25 protein-coding genes are annotated in these 25,327 nt (G+C 59.8%); 23 read left to right on the forward strand and 2 right to left on the reverse strand.

The features are described 5' to 3' along the window. Positions 1-755, reverse strand: a 755-nt coding sequence (locus AC58NV_RS22835) for a helix-turn-helix transcriptional regulator (protein ID WP_497229206.1), incomplete at its 3' end; no start/stop codon positions are given. Positions 756-1,227: 472 nt separating this feature from the next. Here AC58NV_RS22835 and AC58NV_RS22840 point away from each other — a divergent pair. The 20 genes from AC58NV_RS22840 (at position 1,228) to AC58NV_RS22935 (ending at position 20,794) form a co-directional block, all read left to right on the forward strand. Continuing rightward, positions 1,228-1,593, forward strand: a complete 366-nt coding sequence (locus tag AC58NV_RS22840) for a hypothetical protein (protein ID WP_497229207.1) — start codon at positions 1,228-1,230, stop codon at positions 1,591-1,593. A gap of 57 nt (positions 1,594-1,650) precedes the next feature. Beyond that, positions 1,651-1,938, forward strand: coding sequence for a type IV conjugative transfer system protein TraL (gene traL, locus AC58NV_RS22845; RefSeq protein ID WP_497229208.1), 288 nt, complete (start codon positions 1,651-1,653; stop codon positions 1,936-1,938). Continuing rightward, positions 1,938-2,492, forward strand: a complete 555-nt coding sequence (locus AC58NV_RS22850) for a TraE/TraK family type IV conjugative transfer system protein (protein WP_497229209.1) — start codon at positions 1,938-1,940, stop codon at positions 2,490-2,492. The genes traL and AC58NV_RS22850 overlap by 1 nt, the downstream gene beginning before the upstream one ends. A gap of 8 nt (positions 2,493-2,500) precedes the next feature. Next, positions 2,501-3,214 (forward strand): TraK domain-containing protein, encoded by a 714-nt coding sequence (locus AC58NV_RS22855; RefSeq protein ID WP_497229210.1) that lies wholly within the window; start codon positions 2,501-2,503, stop codon positions 3,212-3,214. Next, positions 3,214-4,494, forward strand: coding sequence for a TraB/VirB10 family protein (locus AC58NV_RS22860; RefSeq protein ID WP_497229211.1), 1,281 nt, complete (start codon positions 3,214-3,216; stop codon positions 4,492-4,494). Before AC58NV_RS22855 ends, AC58NV_RS22860 begins: the two co-directional genes overlap by 1 nt. After that, entirely contained in the window at positions 4,491-4,880 is a 390-nt protein-coding gene (locus AC58NV_RS22865; RefSeq protein ID WP_497229212.1) for a TraV family lipoprotein, read from the forward strand. Before AC58NV_RS22860 ends, AC58NV_RS22865 begins: the two co-directional genes overlap by 4 nt. After that, positions 4,868-5,104 (forward strand): hypothetical protein, encoded by a 237-nt coding sequence (locus AC58NV_RS22870; protein WP_497229213.1) that lies wholly within the window; start codon positions 4,868-4,870, stop codon positions 5,102-5,104. The genes AC58NV_RS22865 and AC58NV_RS22870 overlap by 13 nt, the downstream gene beginning before the upstream one ends. Continuing rightward, a complete protein-coding gene (locus tag AC58NV_RS22875; RefSeq protein WP_497229214.1) occupies positions 5,101-7,587 on the forward strand; it encodes a TraC family protein in 2,487 nt (828 codons plus the stop codon). Before AC58NV_RS22870 ends, AC58NV_RS22875 begins: the two co-directional genes overlap by 4 nt. After that, complete coding sequence (locus AC58NV_RS22880) at positions 7,584-7,946, forward strand: hypothetical protein (RefSeq protein ID WP_497229215.1); 363 nt, start codon at positions 7,584-7,586, stop codon at positions 7,944-7,946. The genes AC58NV_RS22875 and AC58NV_RS22880 overlap by 4 nt, the downstream gene beginning before the upstream one ends. Then, the gene (locus AC58NV_RS22885) at positions 7,933-8,442 is read left to right on the forward strand and encodes a S26 family signal peptidase (protein WP_497229216.1); all 510 of its coding nucleotides are present in this window, start codon (positions 7,933-7,935) and stop codon (positions 8,440-8,442) included. The genes AC58NV_RS22880 and AC58NV_RS22885 overlap by 14 nt, the downstream gene beginning before the upstream one ends. Positions 8,443-8,549: 107 nt before the next feature. Continuing rightward, complete coding sequence (traW, locus tag AC58NV_RS22890) at positions 8,550-9,197, forward strand: type-F conjugative transfer system protein TraW (protein WP_497229217.1); 648 nt, start codon at positions 8,550-8,552, stop codon at positions 9,195-9,197. Next, positions 9,194-10,183 (forward strand): conjugal transfer pilus assembly protein TraU, encoded by a 990-nt coding sequence (traU, locus tag AC58NV_RS22895; RefSeq protein ID WP_497229218.1) that lies wholly within the window; start codon positions 9,194-9,196, stop codon positions 10,181-10,183. The genes traW and traU overlap by 4 nt, the downstream gene beginning before the upstream one ends. Continuing rightward, positions 10,168-10,962, forward strand: coding sequence for a type-F conjugative transfer system pilin assembly protein TrbC (gene trbC, locus AC58NV_RS22900; protein WP_497229219.1), 795 nt, complete (start codon positions 10,168-10,170; stop codon positions 10,960-10,962). Before traU ends, trbC begins: the two co-directional genes overlap by 16 nt. After that, entirely contained in the window at positions 10,952-12,394 is a 1,443-nt protein-coding gene (locus tag AC58NV_RS22905; protein WP_497229220.1) for a hypothetical protein, read from the forward strand. The genes trbC and AC58NV_RS22905 overlap by 11 nt, the downstream gene beginning before the upstream one ends. Then, on the forward strand, positions 12,391-13,692 hold the full coding sequence (traN, locus tag AC58NV_RS22910) for a conjugal transfer protein TraN (RefSeq protein WP_497229221.1): 1,302 nt from the start codon (positions 12,391-12,393) through the stop codon (positions 13,690-13,692). Before AC58NV_RS22905 ends, traN begins: the two co-directional genes overlap by 4 nt. Then, positions 13,689-14,087, forward strand: coding sequence for a TlpA family protein disulfide reductase (locus AC58NV_RS22915; protein WP_497229222.1), 399 nt, complete (start codon positions 13,689-13,691; stop codon positions 14,085-14,087). The genes traN and AC58NV_RS22915 overlap by 4 nt, the downstream gene beginning before the upstream one ends. After that, positions 14,087-14,911, forward strand: a complete 825-nt coding sequence (locus tag AC58NV_RS22920; RefSeq protein WP_497229223.1) for a conjugal transfer protein TraF — start codon at positions 14,087-14,089, stop codon at positions 14,909-14,911. Before AC58NV_RS22915 ends, AC58NV_RS22920 begins: the two co-directional genes overlap by 1 nt. Before the next feature lie 13 nt (positions 14,912-14,924). Next, positions 14,925-16,208, forward strand: a complete 1,284-nt coding sequence (locus AC58NV_RS22925) for a DUF1173 family protein (RefSeq protein WP_497229224.1) — start codon at positions 14,925-14,927, stop codon at positions 16,206-16,208. Further along, positions 16,205-17,593 (forward strand): conjugal transfer protein TraH, encoded by a 1,389-nt coding sequence (locus AC58NV_RS22930; RefSeq protein ID WP_497229225.1) that lies wholly within the window; start codon positions 16,205-16,207, stop codon positions 17,591-17,593. The genes AC58NV_RS22925 and AC58NV_RS22930 overlap by 4 nt, the downstream gene beginning before the upstream one ends. 3 nt (positions 17,594-17,596) lie before the next feature. Next, positions 17,597-20,794, forward strand: a complete 3,198-nt coding sequence (locus AC58NV_RS22935; protein ID WP_497229226.1) for a conjugal transfer protein TraG N-terminal domain-containing protein — start codon at positions 17,597-17,599, stop codon at positions 20,792-20,794. A gap of 2 nt (positions 20,795-20,796) precedes the next feature. Here the strand turns inward: AC58NV_RS22935 and AC58NV_RS22940 are convergent, their stop codons facing one another. Next, positions 20,797-21,051: a hypothetical protein gene (locus AC58NV_RS22940; protein ID WP_497229227.1), complete on the reverse strand. Its 255-nt coding sequence runs from the start codon at positions 21,049-21,051 to the stop codon at positions 20,797-20,799. A 93-nt stretch (positions 21,052-21,144) separates the two neighbouring features. Between AC58NV_RS22940 and AC58NV_RS22945 the strand changes: the two genes are divergently transcribed. From AC58NV_RS22945 to AC58NV_RS22955, 3 genes are all read left to right on the forward strand, one after another. Then, complete coding sequence (locus AC58NV_RS22945; protein ID WP_497229228.1) at positions 21,145-21,888, forward strand: DsbA family protein; 744 nt, start codon at positions 21,145-21,147, stop codon at positions 21,886-21,888. 1,005 nt (positions 21,889-22,893) lie between these two features. Beyond that, positions 22,894-23,406, forward strand: coding sequence for a hypothetical protein (locus tag AC58NV_RS22950; RefSeq protein ID WP_497229229.1), 513 nt, complete (start codon positions 22,894-22,896; stop codon positions 23,404-23,406). A gap of 260 nt (positions 23,407-23,666) precedes the next feature. Then, positions 23,667-25,327 (forward strand): type IV secretion system DNA-binding domain-containing protein (locus AC58NV_RS22955; RefSeq protein ID WP_497229230.1); only part of this gene is annotated, 1,661 nt, incomplete at its 3' end.

Here is a 25,327-nt window from a genome sequence, read left to right on the forward strand (position 1 = left end):
AGCTTGCTTCGAGCTGTTTCGATGTAAGTACGCAGCGTGCTTTCCGAAATATTCAGCTTAGCCGCCGCCTCCGCCCGGCCGCATCCCCTGGCCAGTAACGCCAGAGCATCAATCTCCCGTTTGCCAAGATGGGGAATGGCTTGGGGCACCAGGTCCGGCTGCAATTGCAGGACCCGTTCGTTAAAGGCATGCGCTGTCAGCAACAAATCCCTGGTCCGCTGGCTGGTGAACTCGTGCCAGATTTCATCATTGCAGGACCTGTTGACCGAGAACACGGCGAACTGGCCGTGGGGACCGCGAATGGGGATTGAAACCCCCTGATTTCCGATACCGTGCGCTTGCGCATCTGCGAGAAACTTCCTCACAGACTTGGAGGACCAATCCAAGCGCTTCCAGTCAATCGGGTGGAAGCAATTCCGGCTGCTCTGGATCACAGGATCGACCCTTATGTAGCCTTTTTCGAGGTACCGGCTGATCCACTCTGCCGGGTATGTGCCCCAGCCGAACTGCCGCCCGGTACCGCAAATCCCGTGGTAGATGATATGGTCAGCTTTGAAGCACTGATTGATCAGGGGGGTGATCTGATTGCGGAGCACATCCAGCGAGGCAGCGGATTCAATTTCATCCAGAAGTTCTGCTGCTGAACCGGAGATCCCGCGGGCGCCCCGGACATCCTGTTCGGCACGGTGAAGAAAGTCCCGGACCTTTCCGGAGGCGGTTTCCTGGCAACGGGAAGACGGAAGCAGCGATGACATGGCAGAAATCCAAAATCTAAGAGTAAAGTGCCCTTAGGTAACTCACGCTTAGCGGGAAACAAAGCTGCTGATCTGCCCTACGCAGATATAGCGAGTGCCTGCAGTACAAGTATCTGAATTTCCGTAAATTCGGCAGTCTCAATGCCGTTTTGACCGGGGTCAGATTGGCGAGTTTCGCGAATATCTCAAATTGTCTAAGCAGTAGGCACCAACAACCATTACTTGCTCCCTGCCACTCAGATTATGCTCTCCTATGAACATTCAATCCTAAGCTCCAGCGCAGTCCTGGCACGTTTCAGCTGCTGAGCACACACCCGATTTCCATCTAAAGCCCGGCAGAGCAGCGTCCAGTCTCTCCACCTAGCGTCTACCACTCACAATTCCAAACCCGCTCTGCACAGAGCGGCCTCCCGCAGTTTCCCGCTGCGGGGCGTTTCTCCGTGCATCCGTTAAAACTGAAAGGACCCAGAATATGCACATATCAAAGACCCTGAAGACCGGCGCGCTGGCTGCGGCAGTGGCTGTGGCAGGCACCAACGCGATGGCGGCCGGTTCGGATACCGGTGTTGAAGCCGGTTTTTACGCGCTCGGCCAGGACCTGAACACCATTCTGGACGGCGCCGGCGGCTACGTCATCCTGATCCTGTCTGTGCTCATCGGCGGCGTGACTCTGGCCGCAACCGGCCGCTGGAACCATGTGTTCATTGCCGTGGGGGTAGCAATCTTCCTCGGCTACGGCGTCCAGACCGTGACCAGCCTCGGCGGTGTGACGGCAAGCACCGATTTTCTGGAGCTGCCTGCTGTTGAAGCCTCAACACCGGAAACTGTCACTCAATGATCTGGACCAGCTTCCCGCGCCTTCGGGTGCGGGAAGCAATCCGTGAAAGGAAGAGGCATGGACAAGGTCGTCAAAGTGGAACAGAGGCTGCAAGACCCGCCGCAGTTCTTTTTCCTGCCTGCCGATGAGGCGGTGGCCGGAATGTTTCCCATTGTACTGGGCCTCCTGGGCCGTCAGGCGTTTTTTGGCTTCGCAGCCGGGCTTGCGTTTTATTTCATCTGGAAACGTGTGAAGGGCGAGCGTGGATTGCATGGACTCCTGGCTCTTCTCTATTGGATCACTCCGAAAGAGATCACCATCTATAGATCTTTCCCGGATAGCGCTATCAGCGCCTGGAGGGCGTGATGAACTTTCAGAACATGAACAAGGCCCTGAACCGGTCCCGGAAAGCGGTGCTGACTCTGGGCGTTGTATCGGCTGGGCTGGTTGGTGCCGTCGTTATGCTGTCGGCCAAGCTCTATTCGCAGTCCAATCAGGTCGTTCTTGTGCCAACCACTGTCAGCGACGGGATGGTGGCGCGCGGAACAGTGGATAAAGGCTATGTTGAGGCACTTGCGCTGGATGCGGTCTATGCGATGTATAACAGCTCTCCCCGGACCCTTCATTACGGGCGCAGCGTCCTGGAGCGGCTGAGCGGCCCGGCTGAACGGGCCAGCATCCTGGATACTTACGACCGGATTGGCAAGGACATCACCGAACGCAAGATCTCGACCGTCTTCTTTCCCCGGAAGATCGAGCACAATTTTGCCAGTTATGAAGTGGTGGTGGAAGGCGACCTCACCACCTACCTGGAAACAACTCAAGTCACCCGCGAAGACCGCCGGATTTTGATCCGGTTCAAGCCGCAAGCCGGTTCAGTCCGGCTGGCCGCTATCGGGAAAATCTCAGCGGAGGAGTGAATCTGACCATGATGAAGACTATGAAACTGGCGGCGGTCTTCGCAGCCGGGCTGGCGGCGGCTTGCCCGGTGAATGCGGCAGATCAGCGTTTTACCGTCTCTGAGGATGGTCTTGTCCGCTTCAAGGCATCTGTCACCGGCATTACCCGCGTCAGTGTTGTGGGCGACCGGATCACGTCGATTGTCAACGACAATGAGGCTTCGGTCTATCAGGTCCGCAACGACGAACAGACCGGCGACCTGTTCCTCAAATACGCAGGCCCGGGAGGAATGCCGGAAAAGGAAGGCGGGTACCTGGTCACGGAAAAGGGCCTGACGGTTGCCTATGAAATCCTGCCGATCCGCGCGAGCACGCAAACCGCGCTGATCACTGTCAGAAGCAAGAACCCGGAACCGGAGGCTGCTGCGGGCAGCGGCGGCTTCGCCGGCACCTCACTTGGCGGCGGCGACGGCTTTGCAGCTCAGCTGACAGCCGCGACCCGTGACACCATCAGATCGAAGATCCGCAGCCCGGGCCCGGGCAGCGCTCGCCATGGTGCGCTGATTACCTCGCACCGCACCGATGAGCTGGTTGGCGAGGTTCGTGTGGCTGCGGCTGGCAAGTCGCCTCGGCAGGTTCGGGAACAGGAGTTTTACCGGGCTGGCGTGCTGTCGGTCTGGGTTCAGAAAAAAAGCCTCGCTGCCGGTGAGCGGTCCTGGGTTGTTGTTGTGAGGGCGAAGTGATGGCGCAGAAAAGCCGCAAAACGAACCAGCTTATCGCAATTTCCGTCGTCGGGGGCATTGTCGTGGTCGGCTTCATAGGGCTGGGCGCGATGATGAACCGTGGGGCAGGGGGCGCGGGTCTCCCGAACCGCTCCAACCCTACGGTTGATGAGACGATAATTTCGGACCGCACGGCTGCGGCCTCGCCGGAAATGTCCTGGATCACATCCGGGCGGCTTCAAATGGAGCGGTTGCAGAAGGAGCTGGAAGAACAGCGCAAGCTGGTCGAGCAGTCCCGTCGGGAAGCCGAACAACAGGCTGAGGCAATCCGGCAGGAATATGATGAGCCGATCCTGCAGCTGATCGAAAAGATTTCGACGCTGGAAACTCAACTGGCAGAAGCCAAGAGCCGCCCTGCCGCCAGCGGGCCGGAACAGACGTTCAATGCAGCGGCGCAATTGCCCGGCAAAGAGCAATTGACCCAAGAGCCTGCAGAAATCGGCCCGGGGAGCGATTTCATCGAGCGCCGCACCCCTACGCGCACCACACCTCGCCGGACTGGGCAAACAGCCGGCGATGGGGAAGGGGGCTCGGTACGCAGCAACTTCGGGCAGAGTTTCACGCTGGCTACCATCGAGCAGCCGCAAACGGAAGAACGCGAGATCCGACGTCTGGGCAGCTACCTCCCTGCAGGCAGCTACGCACCAGCAGTTGTCCTTTCGGGCGCCGATGCGGCAACCAACGTCTCTAACCGGGACAATCCTATTCCGGTTCTGTTCCGGATTACCGGCTCTGCAGTGACCGCAGCGCTTGGAAACCGTCAGCCCGCGCGGGTGAACCTGAAGGGCTGCACGGTGCAGGGGTCTGCAACCGGCGACCTGTCGTCGGAGCGGGTGAAAGTGCGACTGATCAGCATGACCTGCGTAAACCGGCAGGGTGAAGTTCTGGAAACCAAAGTCGCAGGCTACATGGCTGGTTCCGGAAAAGAGGGTGTGCGCGGGCACGTCGTGAGCCGTGAAGGTGCCAACGTCCGGAATGCTGCCATCGCGGGTGCTTTGGGTGGTCTAGGCAAAGGGCTGAGTGCCGGAGCTACCGCGTCTCTCAGCCAGGAAAACGCATCGTTCAGTCAGATCCTGCAGAGCGCAGGCGCAGGCACACTGGCCGGCGGAGCGGAAGAAGCGGCCAGCACGCTGGCTGATTATTACATCAAACGGGCCGAACAGTATCAGCCGGTGGTCTCCCTCTATGGCGGAACCAAGGTCGAGCTCGTGTTTCTCGAAGGGGTGGAGCTGGGCCAATGAAGAAAATCGCAAGCCTGATTCTAGTCGCGCTGGCCGCTGGCTGTGCCAATCCAAACACGGAAAAAGACTTTCTGTGTGAAGCGCAGCAAGGGTCGCCCTGTACAACTATCGGTGCTGTGGACGGCACTGGAACCGCTGCGGTGACGTCTGTTCAGGAACGTCCCGAAGACACTGCGGTGAAGAGCCTGGCACAAAATCCGCTGTTCTCCGGCAAAGGGGGCTTCACCGGTCTGCCAGACGGCGGTTTTCCCTACAACGCTGCGGCCTACCGCTCTCCGGAAGTCGTCGGAACGCTCTGGATTGCGCCGATCCTCGATGAAGGCGGGATCATGCATGAGGCGCGCTTTGTGCATTTCGTGATCCAGGAAGGGCAATGGCGCCAGTGATAAGCAAAGCCAACACAAGAATCCTGAGCGACAAAGCAGCCCGCATGGTCTCGATCAGGCAAGAGCGCCGCAATGCTGGTTTTGTCGAAGTGACGGTGTGGCTCCCTGTAGAGGAAGTGCACGCCTACCGTGACAAGGCTTGGCAAGCAGTTGAAGCCGTCGGCCGCACTTTCCCACGCAACACCCTATTGGGCAAAAAACGCCGCCAGAGGGGCAGGATATGACATTCTTTCGTGATGTGATGGCAGGGCTGTTCGGTGATGTTCCTTGGACAGAGGACGAGCCGGATCTGATGGAGGGCGATGTGCTCTCTGACATTCTGCCGTGGCGGGCCTATGACCCGGAACACAAACTCTATCATTTTACCCATGGCAGCGGCTTCCTGATGGAAGCGGGGGCGTCGATCGGTCAAAACGATCTGGCGGAGAATATCGGCGGTGCCATTGCCGCAAACCTGCCGTCCGGCGCCACATTTCAGGTGCTGAATTGGACCTCTCCGGCCATTGAACCGGTTGCCGGGCGCTGGAAATCGGCGCGGCTTGGCCGGTCGGCTCTGATTGATGAAATGGTCAATCAGAGGGTGTCTCACCTTCAGAATATGCGGTTCGGCATTGAAGGAGACGGTGCCCGTGCCATCCCCTTCGACAGGCACATCTTCGTTACCGTTTGGCAGGAAGGGGAAGAGCTTGGCATTGAGGACGAAAAGCGCCTCAAGTCCATGCGCTCGGCCCTCAAAAACGTGTTCGGCACGGCCAGCTGGTCGATGGATGTGGAGCCGCCGCGCTTCCTCGCCTTTCTGAGGGAGCTGTTCCACGCTGCCCGGCCGGAAGGGAGCGGTGAAGACTGGGACCAGGAAGCCTATGACGACAACATGCCGCTCAACTATCAGCTGCCCGGCGCTTCCTTGCGTGTTGGCAGCCAGGCCCTTCAATTCTCCGGAAGCCCAGAGCTGGCGGCTACTGTCTCTTCGGTGAATGCCTACCCGGGGGAATGGGTCTTTGGCCTTGGCATGGCCCTCAACGGCGATCCCGCCCGGCTGATGGACCGGCCGCTCGGCCCGGTTCTGACATCCTTCACGCTTAAGGCGATGCCAGGGCAGAAAGCTGGTGCGTTCATTCTGAAGAAACGGGGCATGGCGGAACACGCTGCCAACAGTTCCTTTGGCAAGTTTGTCGCGAATTTCGCGGAGAAAAAGGCAGAGCTGGACGGGCTGGCGGCTGAAATCCAGGCGGGCGAACGCCTCTTTGAAACCCTCTATACCATCGTCGCCTATGCCCGGGGCGGTGCAACAGAAGCACAGATGGCGGCAGGCGAGGTGGAATCCATCTACCGGCGCCAGCGGATCAAACTCTCCAAAGACACTTTCCTGCAGCTTCCCTTGTTCCTTGCCAGCCTGCCGTTCGGCTGCTCGGGCAGGATGATGTCCGACTTCGGGCGGCAGATGCGTATGCGGCTTATGAAATCGACAGCGGCAATGGCCTTCCTGCCAGTGCATGGGGAGTGGATGGGCAATGCCCGGGGAACCGGAATGCTGCTGGCGGGCCGTCAGGGGCAGGTGTTCCAGTGGGACAATTTTTATTCGTCGGGCAACTACAACACCGCCGTGGTAGGCAAGTCCGGTGCCGGTAAATCAGTGTTCATGCAGGAACTGGCGGTGGGGATCTACACCTCCGGCGGCAACGTCCTGGTGATTGACGACGGCTATTCGTTCAAAACCACGGCAGAAATCCTGGGCGGCAAACACATTGCTTTTGATGGCCAGACCCGCAACCGCCTCAATCCGTTTTCTCTGCTCGATGCGGGTGCCATGGGGCAGGACGAATACAAGACCGATGCCATCGAGCTGGTTACCCGTGTTGTCGCCTCGATGGCTGATCTCGGCGGCCACACCGGCGGCCGGGTTGAAGGGGTTGAAGAGGACTATATCCGCTCGGCCATTGCCCAGGTCTGGGACGAAAAGGGCCGGGACGGTGAAATCTCCGATGTGCGCGACCGGTTGCAGGATGCCGCGGCTGGAGAGCCGCGGCTGCCGGATGTGGTGCGCAAACTCAACCGGTATTCCCGCGGCGGGGCCTACGGCCACTACTTTGAAGGCGAGGCCAATATTGCTCTGGATGCCCCGTTCACGGTGGTGGAGCTGAGTGACATCAAGGGGCAGGCCGGTCTTGAGGCGACCATTCTGCAGATCGTCATGTTCCTTGGCACCGAACTGATGTTCAAAACCCCCCGTTCCACGCCTACAGCCATCGTGATTGATGAGGCGTGGGATCTGCTGAAAGGAACCGGCACCGCGGCCTTTATCGAGGGTGTCGTGCGCCGGGCGCGGAAATACACCGGATCGCTGATCACCGGCACGCAGTCGATGCAGGACTATAAGGCCAACCCCGCCGCCAGCGTCTGCCTGGAAAACTCGGACTTCCGGATCTTCCTGGCCCAGAAACCGGAGAGCATCGACGCGCTGCAGAGCATCGACCCACCGGTGAAAATGCTCCTGAAGTCGCTGACTTCGGTTCCGGGCCGGTTCTCCGAACTGGCAATCCAAATGCCTGAGGGCTTTGCCTACGGGCGTCTGCTGCTCGATCCGTTCTCGCTGGCGGTGTTCTCATCGAAAGGCTCCACGGTCGAACGGATGAACCACTACAAGGCCCAGGGCATGAGCACAGTAGAGGCCATCAAGACCCTTGTTGAGCGGGGGGAAGTGGCATGAGCTTGCAGAAGAAAATCCTCATTGGGCTTGGATTTGTGGCGATGGCACAGGCCGCGGCGTTTGCTTTCCTGCTGCTTCCGGATGTCTTTCGTGATGAGCCTCCAGCGGTTGCGGTTTTCGACCCGGAAAAGAGCCTGACCATGTTTGTGGTCTGGTCGAATGGCCGGGTGCCGGATGAACAATTCGGGGACACACTCCCAGCGTTCCAGCAGGCTGTGCAGTTGGAAATTGACCGGCTGTCCGGCCAGACCGGCCAAATTGTCGTCCGTAAAGGCGCCGTCCTATCGGCTGCGGGCCTTCAGGCCGCAGATGTCACCGGCATCATCATGAAAAAGGTGCTGAGTGATGCGGCGTTCTAAGCTGGTTTTGATCCTGCCTGTCCTGGCAGTGACCGCTGCCGGTTACTACGGGCTTGCCTGCGGGCGGCTGGTTGTGAATGCGACCGGCAGCCTGAAAGGCAATGCCTATGCAATGGTGACCTGGCCGCTGATCCTGCGGCCGGGTGCCATCGTCGCGGTTGAAATGCCGGAGGTTCTGGAGGGACAATTCGGCGGGCATGAACTTTACCTGACCAAGCGGATTGCCGGAATAGCCGGCGATCCGGTCCGCCGCTTGGGCAATAGCGTCTGCATCAATGGAACCTGTGTCGAGGGGCAGCGGAAGAACGGCGCGCTCGTTGCACCGCTCTGGCAGGGCGATGTGGTGCCGGACGGCATGATTGCCGTGTTTGGGGACAGCCCGGACAGCCTGGACAGCCGGTATTCAGTGATCGGCCCGCGGCCGGTGGCGGAAGTCGCCGCCGCTGGATTTGAAATCCCATTCCCCCATTGGACAGACCTTGCGGAGCGCTGGTAATGACCCCGCCGCATTCTGTTTCCAAAACAAAAAGCCGCATCCGAAACCGCATTCGGAGCTGCTGCAGGCAGCGCAGAGGCCGCGGTTTCGGATCCTGTTCAAACAGAATGGGCGCACGCCGCCGTCTTCAAGCTGCTGTTCTGGTTCTCGCTGCTGCCGCAGGGCAGGGGGCGGCCAAGGATCTCGGCACCCACGGCCCATTGTTCGAGGTGGCTGAACCCTCTCTGCTGGACACGATCAAGACCCGGCTCCTGGAAATGGAAGCGGCTGGCGAGCTGAACCGGATGCGGCAGGAAATGCAGAACACCACGCGGGCCTATGTGAACCGGCCGCATCCGGTTCAGGGTATCGGCAAAGCGGAGGAATACGCGGTTTGGGAGGTCGATATGTCGATCACCCTGAAAGAGGATCTGGCAGACCATCAGGGCCGGGTCTTCGCCCGCGCTGGCACAGTCGTTAATCCGTTGGCCTATTCCCGCTTTGAAAAGCGCATCGTCCTGCTTGACGGCGACGATCCCGGCCAGGTGGCCTTTGCGCTGGCCGATGGCGGCGAGTTGGACACGCTTCTGGTTCTGGTGAACGGTGATCCGCTTGGCCTGATGCGCGAGCATGGCCGCCGGTTTTATTTCGACCAGGATGCTGTGCTGGTGAAGCGTTTCGGCATTCGCAATGTGCCTGCCGTGGTGCAACGCGCGGATCCCGTCATGCAGGTGGAAGAAATTGCGCTCGGAAAGGGCGGGGAGGTGCTGCAATGAACCTGCGCGCTTTGATCCTCGCCTTTGCCTTCGCCCTTGCAGCAACCCAAGCGGCAGCAATCTGCAACAAGCGGTTTCTGAACCCCATCACGGAAGTTTGCTGGGACTGCATTTTTCCCATCTCCATCGGCGGCCTGAGCCTGAGCTTTGGCGCCAGCCGCCCGGATACGAGAAACCAGACCTTCCCGCTCTGCGTCTGCCCGGGTGTTCCGCCCCGGCTTGGCCTGTCCATTGGTCTTTGGGAACCGGCCCGGTTGGTCGATGTAGCAAATGAGCCCGGTTGCTTCGTGAACATGGGCTTTGAAATGGATTTCGGGCTGCTGTCTCTGGGCAAATCCTCTGCTACCCAGCAAAGCGGCGGCAGCACCGGGTCGCGCTGGCAGGCACATTATTACTTCTATCCGCTGATTTCCTGGCTTGGTGTGATCGTTGACGGGCTGTGCATGCAGAGCGCGCAGTTCGAAGTTGCCTATATCTCGGAGATTGACCCGCTCTGGCAGGATGCGGAGCTGAACAACCTGATCAACCCGGAGGCAATCCTGTTTGCCAATCCGATTGCCCAGGCGGCCTGCGCTGCAGATTGCACCAAGGCGTCCTCCGGCAATCTGCCGATGGATGCGCTGTTCTGGTGCACCGGCTGCGGCGGCTCGATCTACCCCATCCAAGGCGATGTCGCGGCCCATGTTGGCGGGGTGATGGCAAGCCAGGTGGTTGCAACCAAGATGGTGGCCCGGATGCACAGGCTGCTGATCGCACGGAAAACCGCGTCGGAAAGACCGCTTTGCCAAACCCAATCGCAGCCGGTGATCAAGAAAAGCCAGTACCGGATGCAGGTGACGCGCCCGCGCCCGAAAACCTCGGGCCGGTACGGCTGCGGCCCCATCGGCTTTTCAGCTCAATACGTGGATCGGCTGAGAGAGTTCCCCTTCAAAGGGGAATCCTTCGGCTGGCTGTTCTGGAGGAAGAGAAATTGCTGCGCACTCTGACTTTTGCACGGATGGCTGGACTGTCGGTTGGACTGGCGGCTGGATCCGCATTGGCTGTCACGCCCCTCTCCCTTGGCGCCCAGGAGACTGGGGAAGGTGTGACCGAATACGCACCGGGCAGCACCGGGCGGATCACCGCCCCGCTGGCGACCATCGTTGACACCGCCAAACAGCAAGGCGAGGTGCTGCGGCAAACCCTGCGGCCGCTCGAGGAGGCGGAAGGGGCCTTTTCTGACGTCGATTTCGACGGCCTGCGCACCCGCGCACTGACGGATCCCCGTGTCAGGGCCTTGCTTGGTGCCGATGCCACCGGGGGAGCTGCCAGTGACGCGGAAGAAGTGCGGTACGACGGTGCCACCATCTTCTTGCTGGCCTCCTTCTCGGTGCCCAAGGAGTCACTGCAGCAAATGATGGCTGAAGCCCGGAAATTCGGTCTGCCCATCGTGTTCCGCGGGTTCGTGAACAACTCGGTCTATGAAACTCAAGCCGCCCTGGAAGAGACGTTCGGCTCTCTGGATGATGCCGTGGGCTTCTCCATCGACCCTACAGTGTTCACCCGGTTCCGCATCGCATCGGTGCCGCAGGTCATTGCCATGAGTGAAGCGGTCGATGTCTGCGAAACACCTGGATGCGAAGCGGACCCTGTGCCGCTGCATGACCGGGTGGGCGGCAATGTACCGGTCGAATTCGCCCTGCGCCTGATCGCGGAACAGGGGGAGGCCGGCGCTTCTGCGGCCCAGCGGCTGCTCTCTCAGCAGGAGGCCGCAGATGCTGAATAGATCTCTTTCCCTTGCCCTGATGGCCGTCCTGCTTGGCAGCGGCGCTTTCGCGCAATCCTTCATGGATCGCGCGGCGGCTGCAGCCGATGGGTCTGTGAATACGGGAAGCACCTTCCGGGATGAAACGGTCAACGAGGTGGTGACGCCTTTTCAAACCTCCCGGCCGCCAGAGGCGGGCATGAGGCACACCACTTTCGAGGACCGTATTCTGGAAACCCGCGATGCGGACAAGACCCAAGGCCGGGTTCTGCGCGCCACAGAAGACAGCGCGCTCATCCGTCCGGACATCGACATCGACGGACAGGGGGAACTGTTCGATGACGCCAATTGGGCGCATGAGAACGCGGAAGACATTGCCGGGCGGTACTTCAGCAGCGAAACCGGCAGCTGCACCACGCCGGAAGTTCCGGAATCTGACGTGCGCGACGAGTTCTGCGAAAGCCTGCCTGCGCGCGAAGAAAAGACCTGCCGCCTGATCCGAAAAATCTGGGTGGATCGTACCGACACTTACCGCTGCGACAGGCGGGCCTCGAATTTCGTGCAGGTTTGCGAAAAGAACAATGTCTATGAATGCAAAGTCAACACGAACCAAGCGGCTTGCATCCAGCGGATGGTCCGCTTCGCAGGTGCTGATGAGGTAACCTGGAGCGGCAAGCGCGCCACTGTGAAATTCAGCGCGCAACGCGTCAACTCCGGCACAGACGTGTCATACCGCAATGTTTCGGCGCTGAAGAAGTTTCCGTTTTCTGTGCGGATTGCTGACCGGCTGGCCGTTAGCAGCGCGATGATCCGCCATGTTCAAGCTTCGGGCATTCTTCAAATCACCACTGGCGACGGCAGCGAGGTTGCCGGTTCCTTTGCGGATGCTGTCGGTGGAAACTTTGGTGGCGGCTCTGGCAACTGTCCGGCAAATGACAGGGATGGTTTGCTGGTTCCTCTCGACCAGGTTCAGGGATGCAACCATCAATTTAACCCGATCCCCCTTGCTGCGATCACCAAGCGGGCTTTGTCCTCGCAAAGCAATTACCGAGATGTCGTTGCGGGGAGCCCCAGTATGGAAGACGGCTGGGATGTCTCAGAAGGGCTTAGCTCCTGGAAACAGGGACGCTGGCATTGGGTTAAAGTCTGCGAGCGCGGGTGCAACAACAACAACTACCGCATGGAATGCCGCCGTGCTCCTACCGACTCCTGCTTCACCTATGTGAACCTCAACACCGATCGTTCGATTGACAGGGATGTTTTGCGGTTTTTGAACCTCAGAACATACGATCGGGCTCGGCCCGATGCTGGACGCCGGTTCAGATCGACCAACTTTGTTGCCCGGCTGGTGTACCGGCCGGAGGTCAGCGATCCAGCGGCAGAGATCACCTTCGAGTTTGAAGGGAACTGCTGTGACAGTTTCAGGAACGTGGGAACGGAGGTTTGCGAATGAACCGCTTGCTCCTTCTCCTCTTTGCTCTCCTGTTCTGGGCTGCCCCCGCCTCGGCCGAAATTACCTGCGGAGAAGCCGAATACAGCTGTGTGGAAACAGACACGGCGTCCACAGGCGGTATCCGGCTCACCAGTTATTGTTCCCGTGAGGCAGGAACACGCTCCTGCCGTGACAGCGCTCCGCTGGATGAATGCACCGCCACGCGCGCAAGCGTCAACTGTACCAGGACCGACCGCCGCTGCGTCGATTACCGCAACGGGGAATGCCGTCAGTGGCGGCTGACCTATTCCTGCCTGAATGAAGACGAGGACATGAGCCCGGCGCGGCTTGTGAACACCGAATTCGGGCCGACGCAGGAGGAAATCATCAACCGCTGCGGCAGGTTTGAGGGCAACGAGGAATGCGAGCTGGTTGAAACCATTACCGAGGAGGGGGCAGAGGTCCGCGACATAAACCGCAAGGACTTTTCCCGGAGCTGGTGGAAGCGGAAGCGCGTTTACAGCTGCCTGTCCGTTGGCGAAGGCGAAACCAATTGCGGGCCGCTGGAAAGCGATCCGACCTGCATTCTGCAGAGCAACACCTGTCTTGCCGAACGCGAAGGGGTCTGCACGAACCGGGAGTATCACTACCGCTGCGGCGTCTCTTCCGGTGATCTGGAAACCAGCTGCGAGCCAATCAACGTCTGTGTCGGTGACAACTGCATCGGGGTCGAACAGGAAACATCTGATGACTTCGGCAGATCTGCGGCCTGGCTGAACGTGCTGGCGCAGATGCAGGAAGAATACCGGGAGCAGGCCGCCACTGACCCGAATGATGTGCGTTTCTTTCAGGGCACCACAATGACCTGCAGCAAGGCACCGGGACGGAATTGCTGTTCGACCGGCGGTCTCTTCGGCGGCACCTGTCCGGAATCCGCTGCAATCCTGCGGGACAAGCGGGAAGCGGGCGCGACCCGTTTTGTCGGCGTTACCTGCCAGCAGAAGGTTTTGGGCGCGTGCGTCAAGAGGCGCTACCACTACTGCACCTACAACTCGAAATTCGGCCGGGTCTTCATCGAGGAGTTCAAGAAACAAGTCAATCAGGGCTGGGGTTCTCCCCACTCTGCGAACTGCGGCTATGTCACCATTGAAGATTTCGGGAATGTGGACATTGAGGAAATGGATCTGTCGCCTGTCTTCGGTGACATCATGAGCGATATTCAGGTTCCCGTCGCCGAAGACCTGCAGGATTTCTATGAGGATCGCTTCCCGTCGGCCGACAGCCAGGTGCAGAATGTATTCGGGGAGCTGGGCCAATGAACCGGCGTGGCTTCCTTCTGTCCAGCCTCACAGCAGCGGCGGTGCCAGCTTTGGCCGGGGCTCAGGAAAATCCCGGTGTTGGTGTGATCTTCATCGGGGCGTCCTGGTGCTCCTTTTGCAAATCCGCCGCGCCGGTTCTGGCGGCTATGACCCAGCCCGCCGGCATTCCGGTCCTGGTTGCCTCGCATGACGCACGGCCGATCCCGCCGTTTGCGGAAGCAACCGATGCCAGAACGCACCCGGTTGCCGCGCAGATCACCGAGTTCCCCACCACTCTGATCTACTCGCAAGCTGCCGGGGAAATTGCAGGCCAGATTACCGGTTACCGCAATGCGCGCCACTACGCGCAGTCCGTGCGGACCGCTGTTCTCGCCGCAGCCGGGAGGACAGGCTGATGCTGAAACCATTGACCCTTGCCGCACTTCTAGCCACTGCAGCCTACCCCTCCAGTGCGGGGCTGGTTTGCAATGGTGAAGAGGTCGACGGCTGGCATTTCTATTGCGATCCGGAACCTGAACCGGAGCCGGTTAAGCCAGAGCCCGCACCGGAACCGGAACAGGAAGCCAGGGAAGAACCACAGGAGCCGGAAGAACCGAAAGAGCTGACGGCCACCGAGGAGATCGAGGCGTTCCGGGAATACGCCGACGAGCTGAAGCACCGTGCCATTCTCGATCCGACACCGGAAAACGTGCAGGCGTATATGGAGGTGAACAAGCAGATGGCGCAGCAGGCGGCGCGTTTCGCAGCCGTCTGGCAGCGGGTGCTGTTCGGCTCGCCCCACCTCGATGCCAATACCCGCCGTCCGCTGACCCAGATGGGAACCAACATCTATCAGGACCAGCGCAATGCGGCGGAGCAGGCGGCTCTGCGCCGGGCGGCTCAAGAGGCCGGTCTGATCTTTGTCTATGACAATCCTGCGGACTGCCGCTTGTGCCTCGCGCAGGCGCAGATCCTCGATGGCATCCGCAATGCCTATGGCGTTGAAATTCTGGCCGTGTCCACCGATGGCAGCCCCATCGAATACTTCCCGGACGCGGTTCAGGACTCGGGCCAGCTTGAGGCCCTTCAACTCGCGGACAAGCCGCGCCCCTTCATCGCCATTGTCGATGCCGCCAGCGGGGAAACCCAGCTGATCGGGGGCGGACTGCTGACAGAGGATCAAATCCTGGAGCGCATCTACGTGGTCCGGGAAGTGCCCATGGGCGAACGGTATCAGTGAAGGAGCAGGCAGAATGGTGTTTTTCATCGGCAATATCCCAGTGGATCCGGCAACCGGCGACGGCCAGAACCTCCTTGGCCGGGCGCATCAGGAACACAGCCGCATTACCTGCGGCTGCCGGAAACCGGCCCCGCAAATGTATGTGGCCTGCGTGAATGGCCGGTTCATTCTGAAGCGGATGCCGGGCACCGGTGCGGAACATGCGCCCGGCTGCGAGTCTTTCCTGCCGCCGGAAGATCTCTCGGGCCTCAGCCAGGTGCAGGGCAGCGCGATCAAGGAAGATCTGGACAGCGGCACCACGACGCTGAAGGTCGATTTCCCTTTGACCATGGGCAGCAAGCGCCCGGCACCACCCGCGCCTTCCGGGAAAAAGCCGACCGAGGCCAAGGCCAGCCCGCGCAAGCTCGGCCTGTCGAGCCTGCTGCAATATCTGTGGCATGAGGCGGACCTGGTGAATTGGACCCCGGCTATGCAGGGTAAACGCTGGTGGGGGCCGGTACAGCGTGCACTTTTGAACGCAGCCGCGGGGAAGTCCGCCAAGTCCAGAGACTTGAGAGATATTCTCTATGTTCCGGACTATTGGAAGGCGGAGCGGAAAGAAGAAAACGCCGCGCGCCGGGCCAAGCTCCTGCGCGGCCTTCAGGCACCTGCGCGCGGTACGGCCCCGCTTGGCCTCGTTGTGGCCGAATACAAGAGCCATGAAGCCACCCGCATGGGTGCGCGCTTCCTGTTCAAACACGCGCCGGACTGCGCCTTCTTCGCGGAAGAGGACCTGGTGCGGAAATTTGAAAAGGTGTTTGCGGATCAGCTCATGCTCGCGGACGCTTTGGGTGACGTGCATGTGATGGTGATCGCCACCTTTAGTGTGGCTAAAGCTGGCTACCCCGTTCTGCGGGAAATCGGCATGATGTTGGTCACTGCAAACTGGATCCCGTTTGAAACCATCCGCGACTATCAGCTGATCCAGGCACTGACAGAGAGCAGGCGCGCTTTCCTCAAGTCCCAGCGGTTCACCCTCGACCATGAGACCCCGATTGCCTGCGCGGTGCTGACCGACCTGGAAAGCCCGGTTTCGCTGTTCGTTGCTGATCCCGCCGCAGACACCAATGCGGTCGCTGCCCTGCGCGAAGTGGCTGCAGAAGGCACCTATCCTGCTTGGCTCTGGCTCGACGAGGACGCGATGCCGGATCTCCCGCAGCAAGGTTGCCTTGGGCCGGACAAGCAAGCCGCCGCCTCCGCAGGAGCCAAAATACAGGAGGCAGACAACAGCCATCAGCAGGAAGAGGCAGGCCAATGAAACGCAATCTTCTGAACCTTTTGACCGCGGCCGCGCTCCTTGCTGCAGGACCTGTCAGTGCAGACATCGGAAACGACCTCAAGAACTTCTGGGAGCGCACTGGCGGCGGTGTGAACGTCACAAAACCGACGGCCTATAAAGGCCAGCAAGCGGGCTATGCCACGCTTGGCTCCCTCTATCTGCGCACCCGGCCGCGCAACAGCCAGCTTGCAGCCATTCAACTGCCGTCCGTTCGCGCGGGGTGCGGCGGCATCGACATCTTCGGCGGCGCCTTCTCTTTCATCACCGAAGAGGAGCTTATCGCGCTCATGGAAGCGATTATGCAGAACGCCGCCGGTTTTGCATTCGAGCTGGCACTGGAAAGCCTGTCGCCTGCGGTGCAGGAAATCGTCGCCAAACTGCGGGATTTGATCCAGCAGGTGAACGCGGGAAACATCAATTCCTGCGAAGCAGGGCAACTGCTCACTGCCTCGCTCTGGCCCAAAATGGATGGGGCATCCCAGCACGTCTGCCAGACTATTGGCGGTTATACTGGCCGGTTTGCAGACCGGGTTGCCTCCCGCCACGGCTGCGGCACTGGCGGCCAGCATAACTCGACGCTGGGGCGCGCAAGCGGGGCCTTAGCTGAGCAAGTGCCAACTGATGTGAACTATGCGTGGCGCGCGGTGAAGAAAAACAACTTCCTTGCTTCCAATCCGCGCATCGCAGAATTCTTCATGACGCTCACGGGCACGATCATCACCGTGTCTCCTGAAGATGATGACGAAAGCCCAACGCACCGCACAATTCCGCCGCGCGCCCTGTCTCCGGATGCTGCCAAATCCCTGGTTGAGGGCGGCGCCTACAAAAGCCTTCAGTGCGATGAAACAAATGACTGCCTGCAGCCGGTTTTCAGAAACAGGACTATCGCTGCCCGCAATGCACTGTTTTCTGTCACGGCTGAAGCGATCCAGGGACTTTCGGATGCTATCAGCAACGATACCGCCCCACCGGACGAGGCCATTGCGCTCATCAACCTGACCACCATTCCGGTCTACAAGCACCTGGTTACGGCCAAGAGCTACAAATACGAGTTTGTCCAGGACGACATCAACTCGATGGCGGAGCTGGTCGCGGTCGATCTGGCGATTGCCTACATTGACGAGGGAATGAACGAGATCCTGAACTCGGCCGCCAACGTCGATATTGCCGGTGACATCAACCGGGAGTTTCAGGACACGGTACGCCAGACCAAAGGCGTGCTTCAGGACCTGCGGGCGTCTGCACAGCGGAAATACGCGGAAGCCCTACGCAACCTGGAGCGTCTGAGCCTCGCAAGGGGTGAACTGGCTGCATCGTCCAACGCGATTTTCGGCAACATCATTAATCAGACCGGGGGGCAGTGATCTATGCCCGAACTCGAAATTCATACAGTTGGCGGCGGCTACTATCTCTATGATGTCTTCAACTACCTCGCGGCCTTCACCGGCTCGGGCAACTTCGGATCACTGATTTACGGCGGCATCGTCGCTGGCGTGCTCGTGGCCGGCCTCCAACTGGCGATTTTCGGAGCAGCACGGCAGGCGGTGACCTACTTCATCGGCGTGATGCTGGTGGTTACCGTCGGCCTTGGCCCTAGGGCGCGCGTGATCATCATGGATTCCACCGTGCCGCTTGGCATCTACGGCACCGTGGACAATGTGCCGTGGTCCGTGGCCTGGGTCGGGTCTCTGACATCGAGGGCCAGCGCTTCGCTCACCGATGTGATGGAAACGCTGCTCACTGCACCGGACAACCTGACCTACCAGAAATCCGGAATGCTCTTTGGCTCCACTATTCTGAGCCAAGCCGCCCGCTGGCGCTCTGTCACTCCGGTTGTTCAGGAAACGCTCGTTAACTTTATGGAAAACTGCATGGTGGATGGCTCGAACATCGGCATTGTCGATGTGGGCGAGCTGGGCCAGGCGGGCAATCTGGTGGCATACATTGGCGCCAATGTCCCGCAATCTCTGGCCTATTATGATCCGGTTCTGGAAGAAACCACGACCTGCGCGGACGGCTGGCCGCAGATCAGCACCCGTCTCAACAATGAAGTGCAGAATGTCCTCTTCCAGAAGGCCGCGGCGATGGATCAAAGCCACTTCGCTGCAGATCCCGCGCTTTCCGCGGCCGACATGCGGCGGACTCTCAATCAGTTTCAGACCTTTATTGGCATGACCTCGGCCGGCGCCCAGGCAACTATCCGGCAAACCATGCTGGTCAATTCGCTGGACGGTGCGGTGCAGCGGCTGATTGCTTCTTCCGGCAACAACGCTGCTATGACCGCCTATCAGGCAGCCCGGACGGAAGCTCAGACCTCGGCCAGCTACAGCTCCGTGGGGATCACCGCCCTGAAATGGGTGCCGCTTCTGAAAATCGTCTTTGAATCGCTCTACTACGCGGCGTTTCCGCTGGCGATGATCATGATGATGACACCGTTGGTCTGGAGTGTCATGAAGGGCTACTTCGGGGGTTTCCTCTGGCTGGCCGCCTGGGATCCGCTGTCCGCCATCCTGCATTCCATCGTCATGAAAGCCAGCTCCGGCTACTACCGGGAGGCAATGGGCTCATTCAGCACCGGCTCCCTCGACTATTCCCTGACCTTCGCCAATTACCTGGGCGTCCGGGCGGTCGAACAGGATGTGGGCACCGTCGCAGGTTACCTGATGATGTCTGTGCCGTTTGTGTCCACGGTGATCCTGTTCGGTGCAGGCCGCATGGCAGGGCTTGCGACCTCGATGCTGAACGTGGGGCAGGGGGCCGCCATTGAATCGGGCCGCGAAGCGGCCACCGGCAATATCTCCCTCTCCAATGCCAGCATGAACAACTTCGCGGCCAACAAGTGGAACACCTCCGCCGTGCGGGATGCGGGGGCGTCCACCGTGCGGATGGCAGATGGCGCGATGCGGACCGTCAACGCTGATGGCTCTTCGACCTTCGCCACCGGCACCGCCCAATCAACCGGCGGCATGTCGGCACGGGTGGGCCAGACCATCCGGGAAGAGGTGTCCGACCGGAAAGAGGCGGCAATCCGCAACGCAACGTCGCTGCGGGATGAGTGGAGCATGGCGCTCAATCAGACCGCCGCGAACTATGCAAACTTCGGCCGCTCCTCAGCCTCCGGCACCAGCACCGCCAGCGATAGTTCCACATCGCAAAGCCATAGGTGGACACAAGAAGCACGGGAAGCGCATTCAGCAGTGGAGCGTTTCGCTAACGAGCACGGAATTTCGGTGGACGCTGCATACAGGATCGCGCTTGCCGATGATTTGAAAGGCGAGATTGGAGCGGGGAAAAGTGGTTTGTCGGGCCGTCTTGAAGGTAGTGTCGCCGGAACGGGCATGGATACCGATACCTACCGCCGGGTGGCAGAAGCAGCCCGGGATTCCGGACTGACGGAAACAGTTGCCAAATACGGCGATGCCGTGAACTCGATCCGGGCCAGCGAACACAGCAGCCTGACCAATACCGAAGACGGCGGCGAGCGCTGGAGCATCGACAATGTGCAGCGCAGGGGTAACGCCTATGCTGAAGCACGGGAAGAAGCCGAAACTCTGGCCTCGGCGGAAAGCAATCTCTATTCGCACGGCATCAGCTATGACGGCCAGCTGACCGACGCGGTGATCGGCGAATGGCGTGAGGCTGGATACAGCGAGCAGCAGATCTCCGGCTTCCTCAACCCAAAATCCACCTCCGGCGTGAAGGCCCAGGAGGCTGCCGTGGGGAAAGTTCTGCCCGGGTTGCTTCAGGAGCTTGGCCTGGATCGGCCAAACCCGGGATTGGCCCAGGCCCACACGCTTACGCGCCCGCAGGAAGAAATCACCACCCAGCGCCTGCCATCGAGCGGCATGGATCATCATAAGGAATTTGGCCGGATCACCGAGGCTACCACCAAGGTTCAAGGGGCCATGGAAAACCATAGGACTGCCTTGTCTGAGCAGGCAACCTCCAAGGCGACAGAAAATGAGCGCACAGTGGTAGACGGTCAGGATTTCGGAGTGGTTCCGGGCGCGCTTCAGAAGGTTTGGACGACCGGAGAGGACATCGTGGACAGCGTTCTCGACGCAGGCTCGGCTGTATCCTCTGCGATCACCGGCACACCTCAGCTCTCCAACTACGACCGGGATGTGATGATCCGGACCATCGCCGGAGAAGCTGGACGGGAAAGTGAAACAGGGCAGGCCGCTGTGGCGCACGTGATCATGAACCGGGTTGCAGATGAGCGTTGGGGCGACAATCCGGCCGAGGTCAGTCTGCAGCTCAAACAGTTCTCCGCCTGGAACAACGGCGTTGGCGGAAACAGCCTGCCAACGAAACTCGAAGAGGGCAGCGCGGAATATGAGCGGATCGGCCGGATCGTCGACGGTGTTGCCGCCGGACAGATCCCCGACGTTACCGGCGGTGCGACACACTATTACTCGCCAAAAGGTATGGCCGCGCATGTAGCCGCCGGGGAACAAACCAATGAGGTACCCACTTGGATCTCACGAGAGTCGCAGGCCCGCGGGCACCAGAATGTTCAGATCGGCGGCCACATTTTCACCGGACGCAAGAGGGAAGGCGAATGAGGTTAGCCATGATAGCTCCGTGTCCAATGGTCGTTCAGGTAGCGCTCTTGGCGTTGGCGGACACAATAATCTTCAGCGCCAGTAGCGTCGCGGTTCGCGTAGTCGGATCTGCTATTCCGCGGCAAACAGATGACAAACCAGACAGCGCCTGCGCTGAGATAAATCATACCAATGGTTTCGAACTGCAGAACAACCAGCACGGCGAAGCCCACCAGGTAGGCGATTTCCTTCCAGAATTTCGTCATCAGGCGTCGCATAGGGACTTCTCCTTAGGGCGAGCAAGCATAGCAAAGCACTCCTAAACAGGCAATGAAACCGCAGCAATTCGAAGAACAGAAAGGAAACGGGCAATGATTTTGAGCAACACAACATGGGGCAAGGCAGCTTTGGCGGCAGCAGTGGGTTTTACCTTCCTCGGGACCCCTGCTGCCGCCGAAACGCCGCAGACCGATTTCGAGTTTGACAGCCAAGTGCGTGACGCGCTTCTGCGCAACCCGGACATCATTCTGGAAGTATTTGCCCTGCTTGAGGCAAAGGAAGAAGCCGCCAAAGCCGTGAAAGACCAGGAATTGATCGCCAAGGTGGCTGACGAGCTGTTTGAAGGTCTCGATCCGGAAAAGCCGATCCTGGTGGAATTTCAGGACTACAACTGCGGGTATTGCCGCCGGGCGCACCCCGTTGTCGCCTCTCTGAAGGAAACCATGCCGGACCTGCAGCTGGTGCTCATGGAAACCCCTGTCCTGGGCAAGGAATCGACCTTCACCGCCAAGGCGGCGCTGGCACTGAAAGCGCTGAAGGGCGTAGACGCCTACCGCGAATTTTCCGATGCCATGATGTCGGTTCAAGGCAAGGCCAGTGCAGCCACCACCATCCGCACGCTGGCGGAGCTGGGCCATGATCCGGAGGAAGTTACCGCTGCGGTGCAGGAGGGTCTTGGCGCAGAAGATCTGGAGAAAGCCAAGCGCCTGGCTGCAGCACTCGGCGCAACCGGCACCCCGTATTTCGTCGGCCCCGGCGGCATCATCCGCGGCGCGGCTCCGGCGGACCGCCTTCAGGCAATCACCAACGCACCGGAAACCAGGCAGGCAGGTTGAATTTGATAGGAAAAGTCAGCAGCGGATTTTCACGGCACTACGCACCCCGCTCGCAAAAGAGTACAAAACCCGCCGCTGACGCCTTGTCGAGAGGCAGACCAAAAGTAACAGTCGGCCTCCGGCTGTGGAACCTAACAATTCTAATGTGAGCAACGAGGCTGGCTGGAGGTTAGGGATTAAGTCAGCGGCCTCCGAGAGCTACAGCAGGGCAAATCAAAGCCCACCTCTGAAAATCAGGTTACGTAATCAGGCCCAGGAGTAAAGGCGGCCGCACATTACGAGAAGGGAATTTACAGTGAAGATGATCTATCGAACCGTCGCAGTGACGGGACTGAAGGGACTGGCCGGGTGCATGGCCAGACCTCCGAGGCCCCGGCAATTTCCAGCGTATCGGAAACCTTCGGGCAGCCGAATTTTGAGAGAAAAAAATCAGCAGCGGATTCTTACAGAAATGCACACTTAGAGTGGGGATGCACATTCATTGGGGGGAACTCACTAGTGAGCACAAGAACCCGCCGCTGAAACCAGTTTACAAGCAAACCTAGAATAACGGTCAGTCTTCGACCGGGGAACCTAGTAATTCTAATGTAAATAATGAGGCAGGCTGGAGGCCCATGAGTAAAGGCGGGCCGAATATTTCGAGAAGGATATTTATAATGAAGATGATCAAGCAAGCAGTTGCAGCGGCGGAACTGATTGGGCTGGCCGGGTGCATGGGACATATCTCCCGGACCCCGGGCAATATCCTGGGCTTCTAGCAATTGCCAGCGCACCGGAAACCGGACAGGCAGTTTGAATATGAAGGGGAAATCAGCGGCGGGCTTTAACGGAACAACGCACCCCGTTCTCCAAAGAGTTTAAAACCCACCGCCAACTGGCTTCCATGCAGCCCAGGCTAGCGGCCGGTCTCCGGTCCTGGAACCTGGCAATTCTGATGTGAACAATGAGGCAGGCTGGAAGCCCATGAGTAAAGGCGGGCCGAATATTTCGAGAAGGAAATTTCCAATGAAAACGATCAAGCGATCCGTCGCCGGCGCCGTGGCCAACGGCTGCCGAAGCGCCCGCAAAAAGGAAACCACGAGCATGAAACTCAAGCACTTAATCCCCGCTATCTTCGCCGCAACAGCGCTTTCCGGCTGCCTGAATGACGGCTCCGTGACGGACAAACACGCAATCACCTCCGAGAAACCTGTTCCGGCTGGCGACCCATCCAAGTCCCAGAGCTCGGCGGCCTTGCGGCAATGGCTGGTCGCAAATGTTCCTGAAGGAGACACCGCCAAAGATGTGAGCGTAGGACCGGTCCGCTACGCGGCCATCCTGTGGCCGTTCCCGGAAAAGGATTTCTTCGTCTGCGCCCGGTTCACCGCCAATAACCGTTTCGGCACATACGAGCCGCCGCAAAACGCTCTGATGGCCATGCGCGTCTATGACCCTGCAAAAGGCTGGGAACCGGCGCTGGTCAAAGGCGTTGAGCATGATGCGTACCGGCAATACTGCATCAGTCAGCCGCACGCTTAGCAGGCGCAATTCAGGTCAGATAGACTGACTTATTTAACATAAACAGCATTATAGCGCGGAGCGCTCGCAGCGCGGCCCAGGAGACATCCGGGCCGCGCCACCCCGGCTATTGCCGTTTGGAAACAACAATTTGCGAAATGCCGCGGGTGTCCCGAGCCACCGGAAGCTCGCGTTGCAACGAAACGAGGGAATACGTCATGGGCAACAGAGGACATACCCAGCTTGTCAGAGGCGGCCAGACAACACAACACTGGACCCGCATGGCAACACAGGTGCTCAAGTACAGCACGTCAATGGCCGCCGCCGCCTTCACCATCACATTTCTGGTCCTGGTCGCCCTGAATTACGAGCTGGATAAGGTGCGGCTCACCGGCATCTACTGGATTGCGGAATTCAATGTCGAACAGCGCGGCACCGAACTCCGCGAACTCAATTATGTGGATCTCGGCGGGCAGCGCGTGAAGCGCACCGCTGGACAGATCTATGCAGACCCCGATTTACGCAAGATCTATGAGCTTTACGCGGCCAATGCCTGGCGCTTCCTCTATTTCTCGATTGTGCCCGCTGCCGCAGCATTTGCCTTCACCTTCGCTGTCTTCGCCATGGTCGGCCGGTCGCTGAAGGAGGAAGAGCATATCCGGGGCGCCCGCCTTGTTACGGCCAAGGAGCTGAAAGCCTGGTCCAAGCGGAAATGGCGCGGCTACGAAAAGCGCTTTGGCAAAGGTTCGAAGACTGGCCCCCGCTACACGCTGGCCGGGATCGAGTTCCCTCCCAATGCTGTGGAGGCGCAGATCGGCATCACCGGCACCGTCGGTGTTGGCAAGACCAACGCCATGCACGAGCTGCTGAACACCATCCGCGCGGCAGGCGGCCGGGCCATCATCTATGACCGTATGGGCGGGCTGCTGCGCGACCACTACGACCCGGAACAAGACATCATCCTCAACCCCTTCGATGAGCGCTCTGCTGGCTGGTCTCCCTTCAACGAGGTGGTGTCACCGGAAGGCTTTGCACAGATCGCCGAGGTGATGATCCCGGATCAGCAAGGCGCCATGGACAGTTTCTGGACCCAATCCGCCCGCCTGGTCTTTCAGTACGCCGCCCGCGAGCTGGCAAAGGCCGGACAGACCACCAACGCGGACCTTCGCAAAGCCATCATGAACATTCCCTCAGAGGAGCTGGGCAAGCTGGTGGCAGCGACGCCCGGCGCGCATTTCTTCGGAGAGCATGTTGCCAAAACTTCCGGCTCGATCCGCGCCAACATGATCACCGAGCTGCGGTTTCTGGAATACCTGCGCGATGATGCCGAACCTTTCTCGATCCGGGATTGGGTTGTGCAGGACCGGCCCGGCTTTGTGTTTCTGACCGGCAACGCGGAGCAGTCTGCAGCGGTGCGTAACATCGTCTCAACCGTCTTTGAGGTGGCCGCCAACGCGCTGATGACGACCGAGGAAAGCCGCGACCCCAAGGTCTGGTTCTTCCTCGATGAAGTGCCAACCCTCAACAAGATGCCCTTCCTGCCCAAGAGCCTTGCAGAGATCCGGCAGTTCGGCGGCGCCTTCGTTGTCGGCTACCAGGTTTTCTCCCAGCTGGAAGATATCTATGGCGGCAAGGCTGCTGAGACGATTTCCGGTGTCCTCAACAACCGGGTTGTCTTCAACACGCCCGACTACAACACGGCGCAGCGCTCTTCCCGTTCGCTCGGTGAAGAGGATGTGATCGAGCAGCAGGAAAACATCACCCTGGGCGCGCACGATACCCGCGACGGTGTCGGCATTGTCGGCCGCCGTACCCAGCGCGCGATTGTCACCCCGGCGGAGATCCAGTCCCTGCCCCAGTTCGTGGCCTACTTCCGCCCGGCCTATGACGCCCCCACCGCCAGAGTGCGCTTTGAGCCGGTGCCGACCACGGCCACCGCGGA

It is taken from the genome of Leisingera sp. ANG49 (genome assembly GCF_059694505.1).

Bases quoted from the DNA above. Each gene is read 5' to 3' on its own strand.
- AC58NV_RS22920 (WP_497229223.1), top strand. From the start codon at position 14,087: ATGCTGAAACCATTGACCCTTGCCGCACTTCTAGCCACTGCAGCCTAC.
- AC58NV_RS22925 (WP_497229224.1), top strand. From the start codon at position 14,925: ATGGTGTTTTTCATCGGCAATATCCCAGTGGATCCGGCAACCGGCGAC.
- AC58NV_RS22885 (WP_497229216.1), top strand. From the start codon at position 7,933: ATGCGGCGTTCTAAGCTGGTTTTGATCCTGCCTGTCCTGGCAGTGACC.
- AC58NV_RS22860 (WP_497229211.1), top strand. From the start codon at position 3,214: ATGGCGCAGAAAAGCCGCAAAACGAACCAGCTTATCGCAATTTCCGTC.
- AC58NV_RS22875 (WP_497229214.1), top strand. From the start codon at position 5,101: ATGACATTCTTTCGTGATGTGATGGCAGGGCTGTTCGGTGATGTTCCT.
- AC58NV_RS22870 (WP_497229213.1), top strand. From the start codon at position 4,868: ATGGCGCCAGTGATAAGCAAAGCCAACACAAGAATCCTGAGCGACAAA.
- AC58NV_RS22865 (WP_497229212.1), top strand. From the start codon at position 4,491: ATGAAGAAAATCGCAAGCCTGATTCTAGTCGCGCTGGCCGCTGGCTGT.
- AC58NV_RS22950 (WP_497229229.1), top strand. From the start codon at position 22,894: ATGAAAACGATCAAGCGATCCGTCGCCGGCGCCGTGGCCAACGGCTGC.
- AC58NV_RS22850 (WP_497229209.1), top strand. From the start codon at position 1,938: ATGAACTTTCAGAACATGAACAAGGCCCTGAACCGGTCCCGGAAAGCG.
- AC58NV_RS22935 (WP_497229226.1), top strand. From the start codon at position 17,597: ATGCCCGAACTCGAAATTCATACAGTTGGCGGCGGCTACTATCTCTAT.
- AC58NV_RS22945 (WP_497229228.1), top strand. From the start codon at position 21,145: ATGATTTTGAGCAACACAACATGGGGCAAGGCAGCTTTGGCGGCAGCA.
- AC58NV_RS22855 (WP_497229210.1), top strand. From the start codon at position 2,501: ATGATGAAGACTATGAAACTGGCGGCGGTCTTCGCAGCCGGGCTGGCG.
- traW (WP_497229217.1), top strand. From the start codon at position 8,550: ATGGGCGCACGCCGCCGTCTTCAAGCTGCTGTTCTGGTTCTCGCTGCT.
- traN (WP_497229221.1), top strand. From the start codon at position 12,391: ATGAACCGCTTGCTCCTTCTCCTCTTTGCTCTCCTGTTCTGGGCTGCC.
- AC58NV_RS22905 (WP_497229220.1), top strand. From the start codon at position 10,952: ATGCTGAATAGATCTCTTTCCCTTGCCCTGATGGCCGTCCTGCTTGGC.
- AC58NV_RS22880 (WP_497229215.1), top strand. From the start codon at position 7,584: ATGAGCTTGCAGAAGAAAATCCTCATTGGGCTTGGATTTGTGGCGATG.
- AC58NV_RS22840 (WP_497229207.1), top strand. From the start codon at position 1,228: ATGCACATATCAAAGACCCTGAAGACCGGCGCGCTGGCTGCGGCAGTG.
- traL (WP_497229208.1), top strand. From the start codon at position 1,651: ATGGACAAGGTCGTCAAAGTGGAACAGAGGCTGCAAGACCCGCCGCAG.
- traU (WP_497229218.1), top strand. From the start codon at position 9,194: ATGAACCTGCGCGCTTTGATCCTCGCCTTTGCCTTCGCCCTTGCAGCA.
- AC58NV_RS22930 (WP_497229225.1), top strand. From the start codon at position 16,205: ATGAAACGCAATCTTCTGAACCTTTTGACCGCGGCCGCGCTCCTTGCT.
- AC58NV_RS22915 (WP_497229222.1), top strand. From the start codon at position 13,689: ATGAACCGGCGTGGCTTCCTTCTGTCCAGCCTCACAGCAGCGGCGGTG.
- AC58NV_RS22940 (WP_497229227.1), bottom strand. From the start codon at position 21,051: ATGCGACGCCTGATGACGAAATTCTGGAAGGAAATCGCCTACCTGGTG.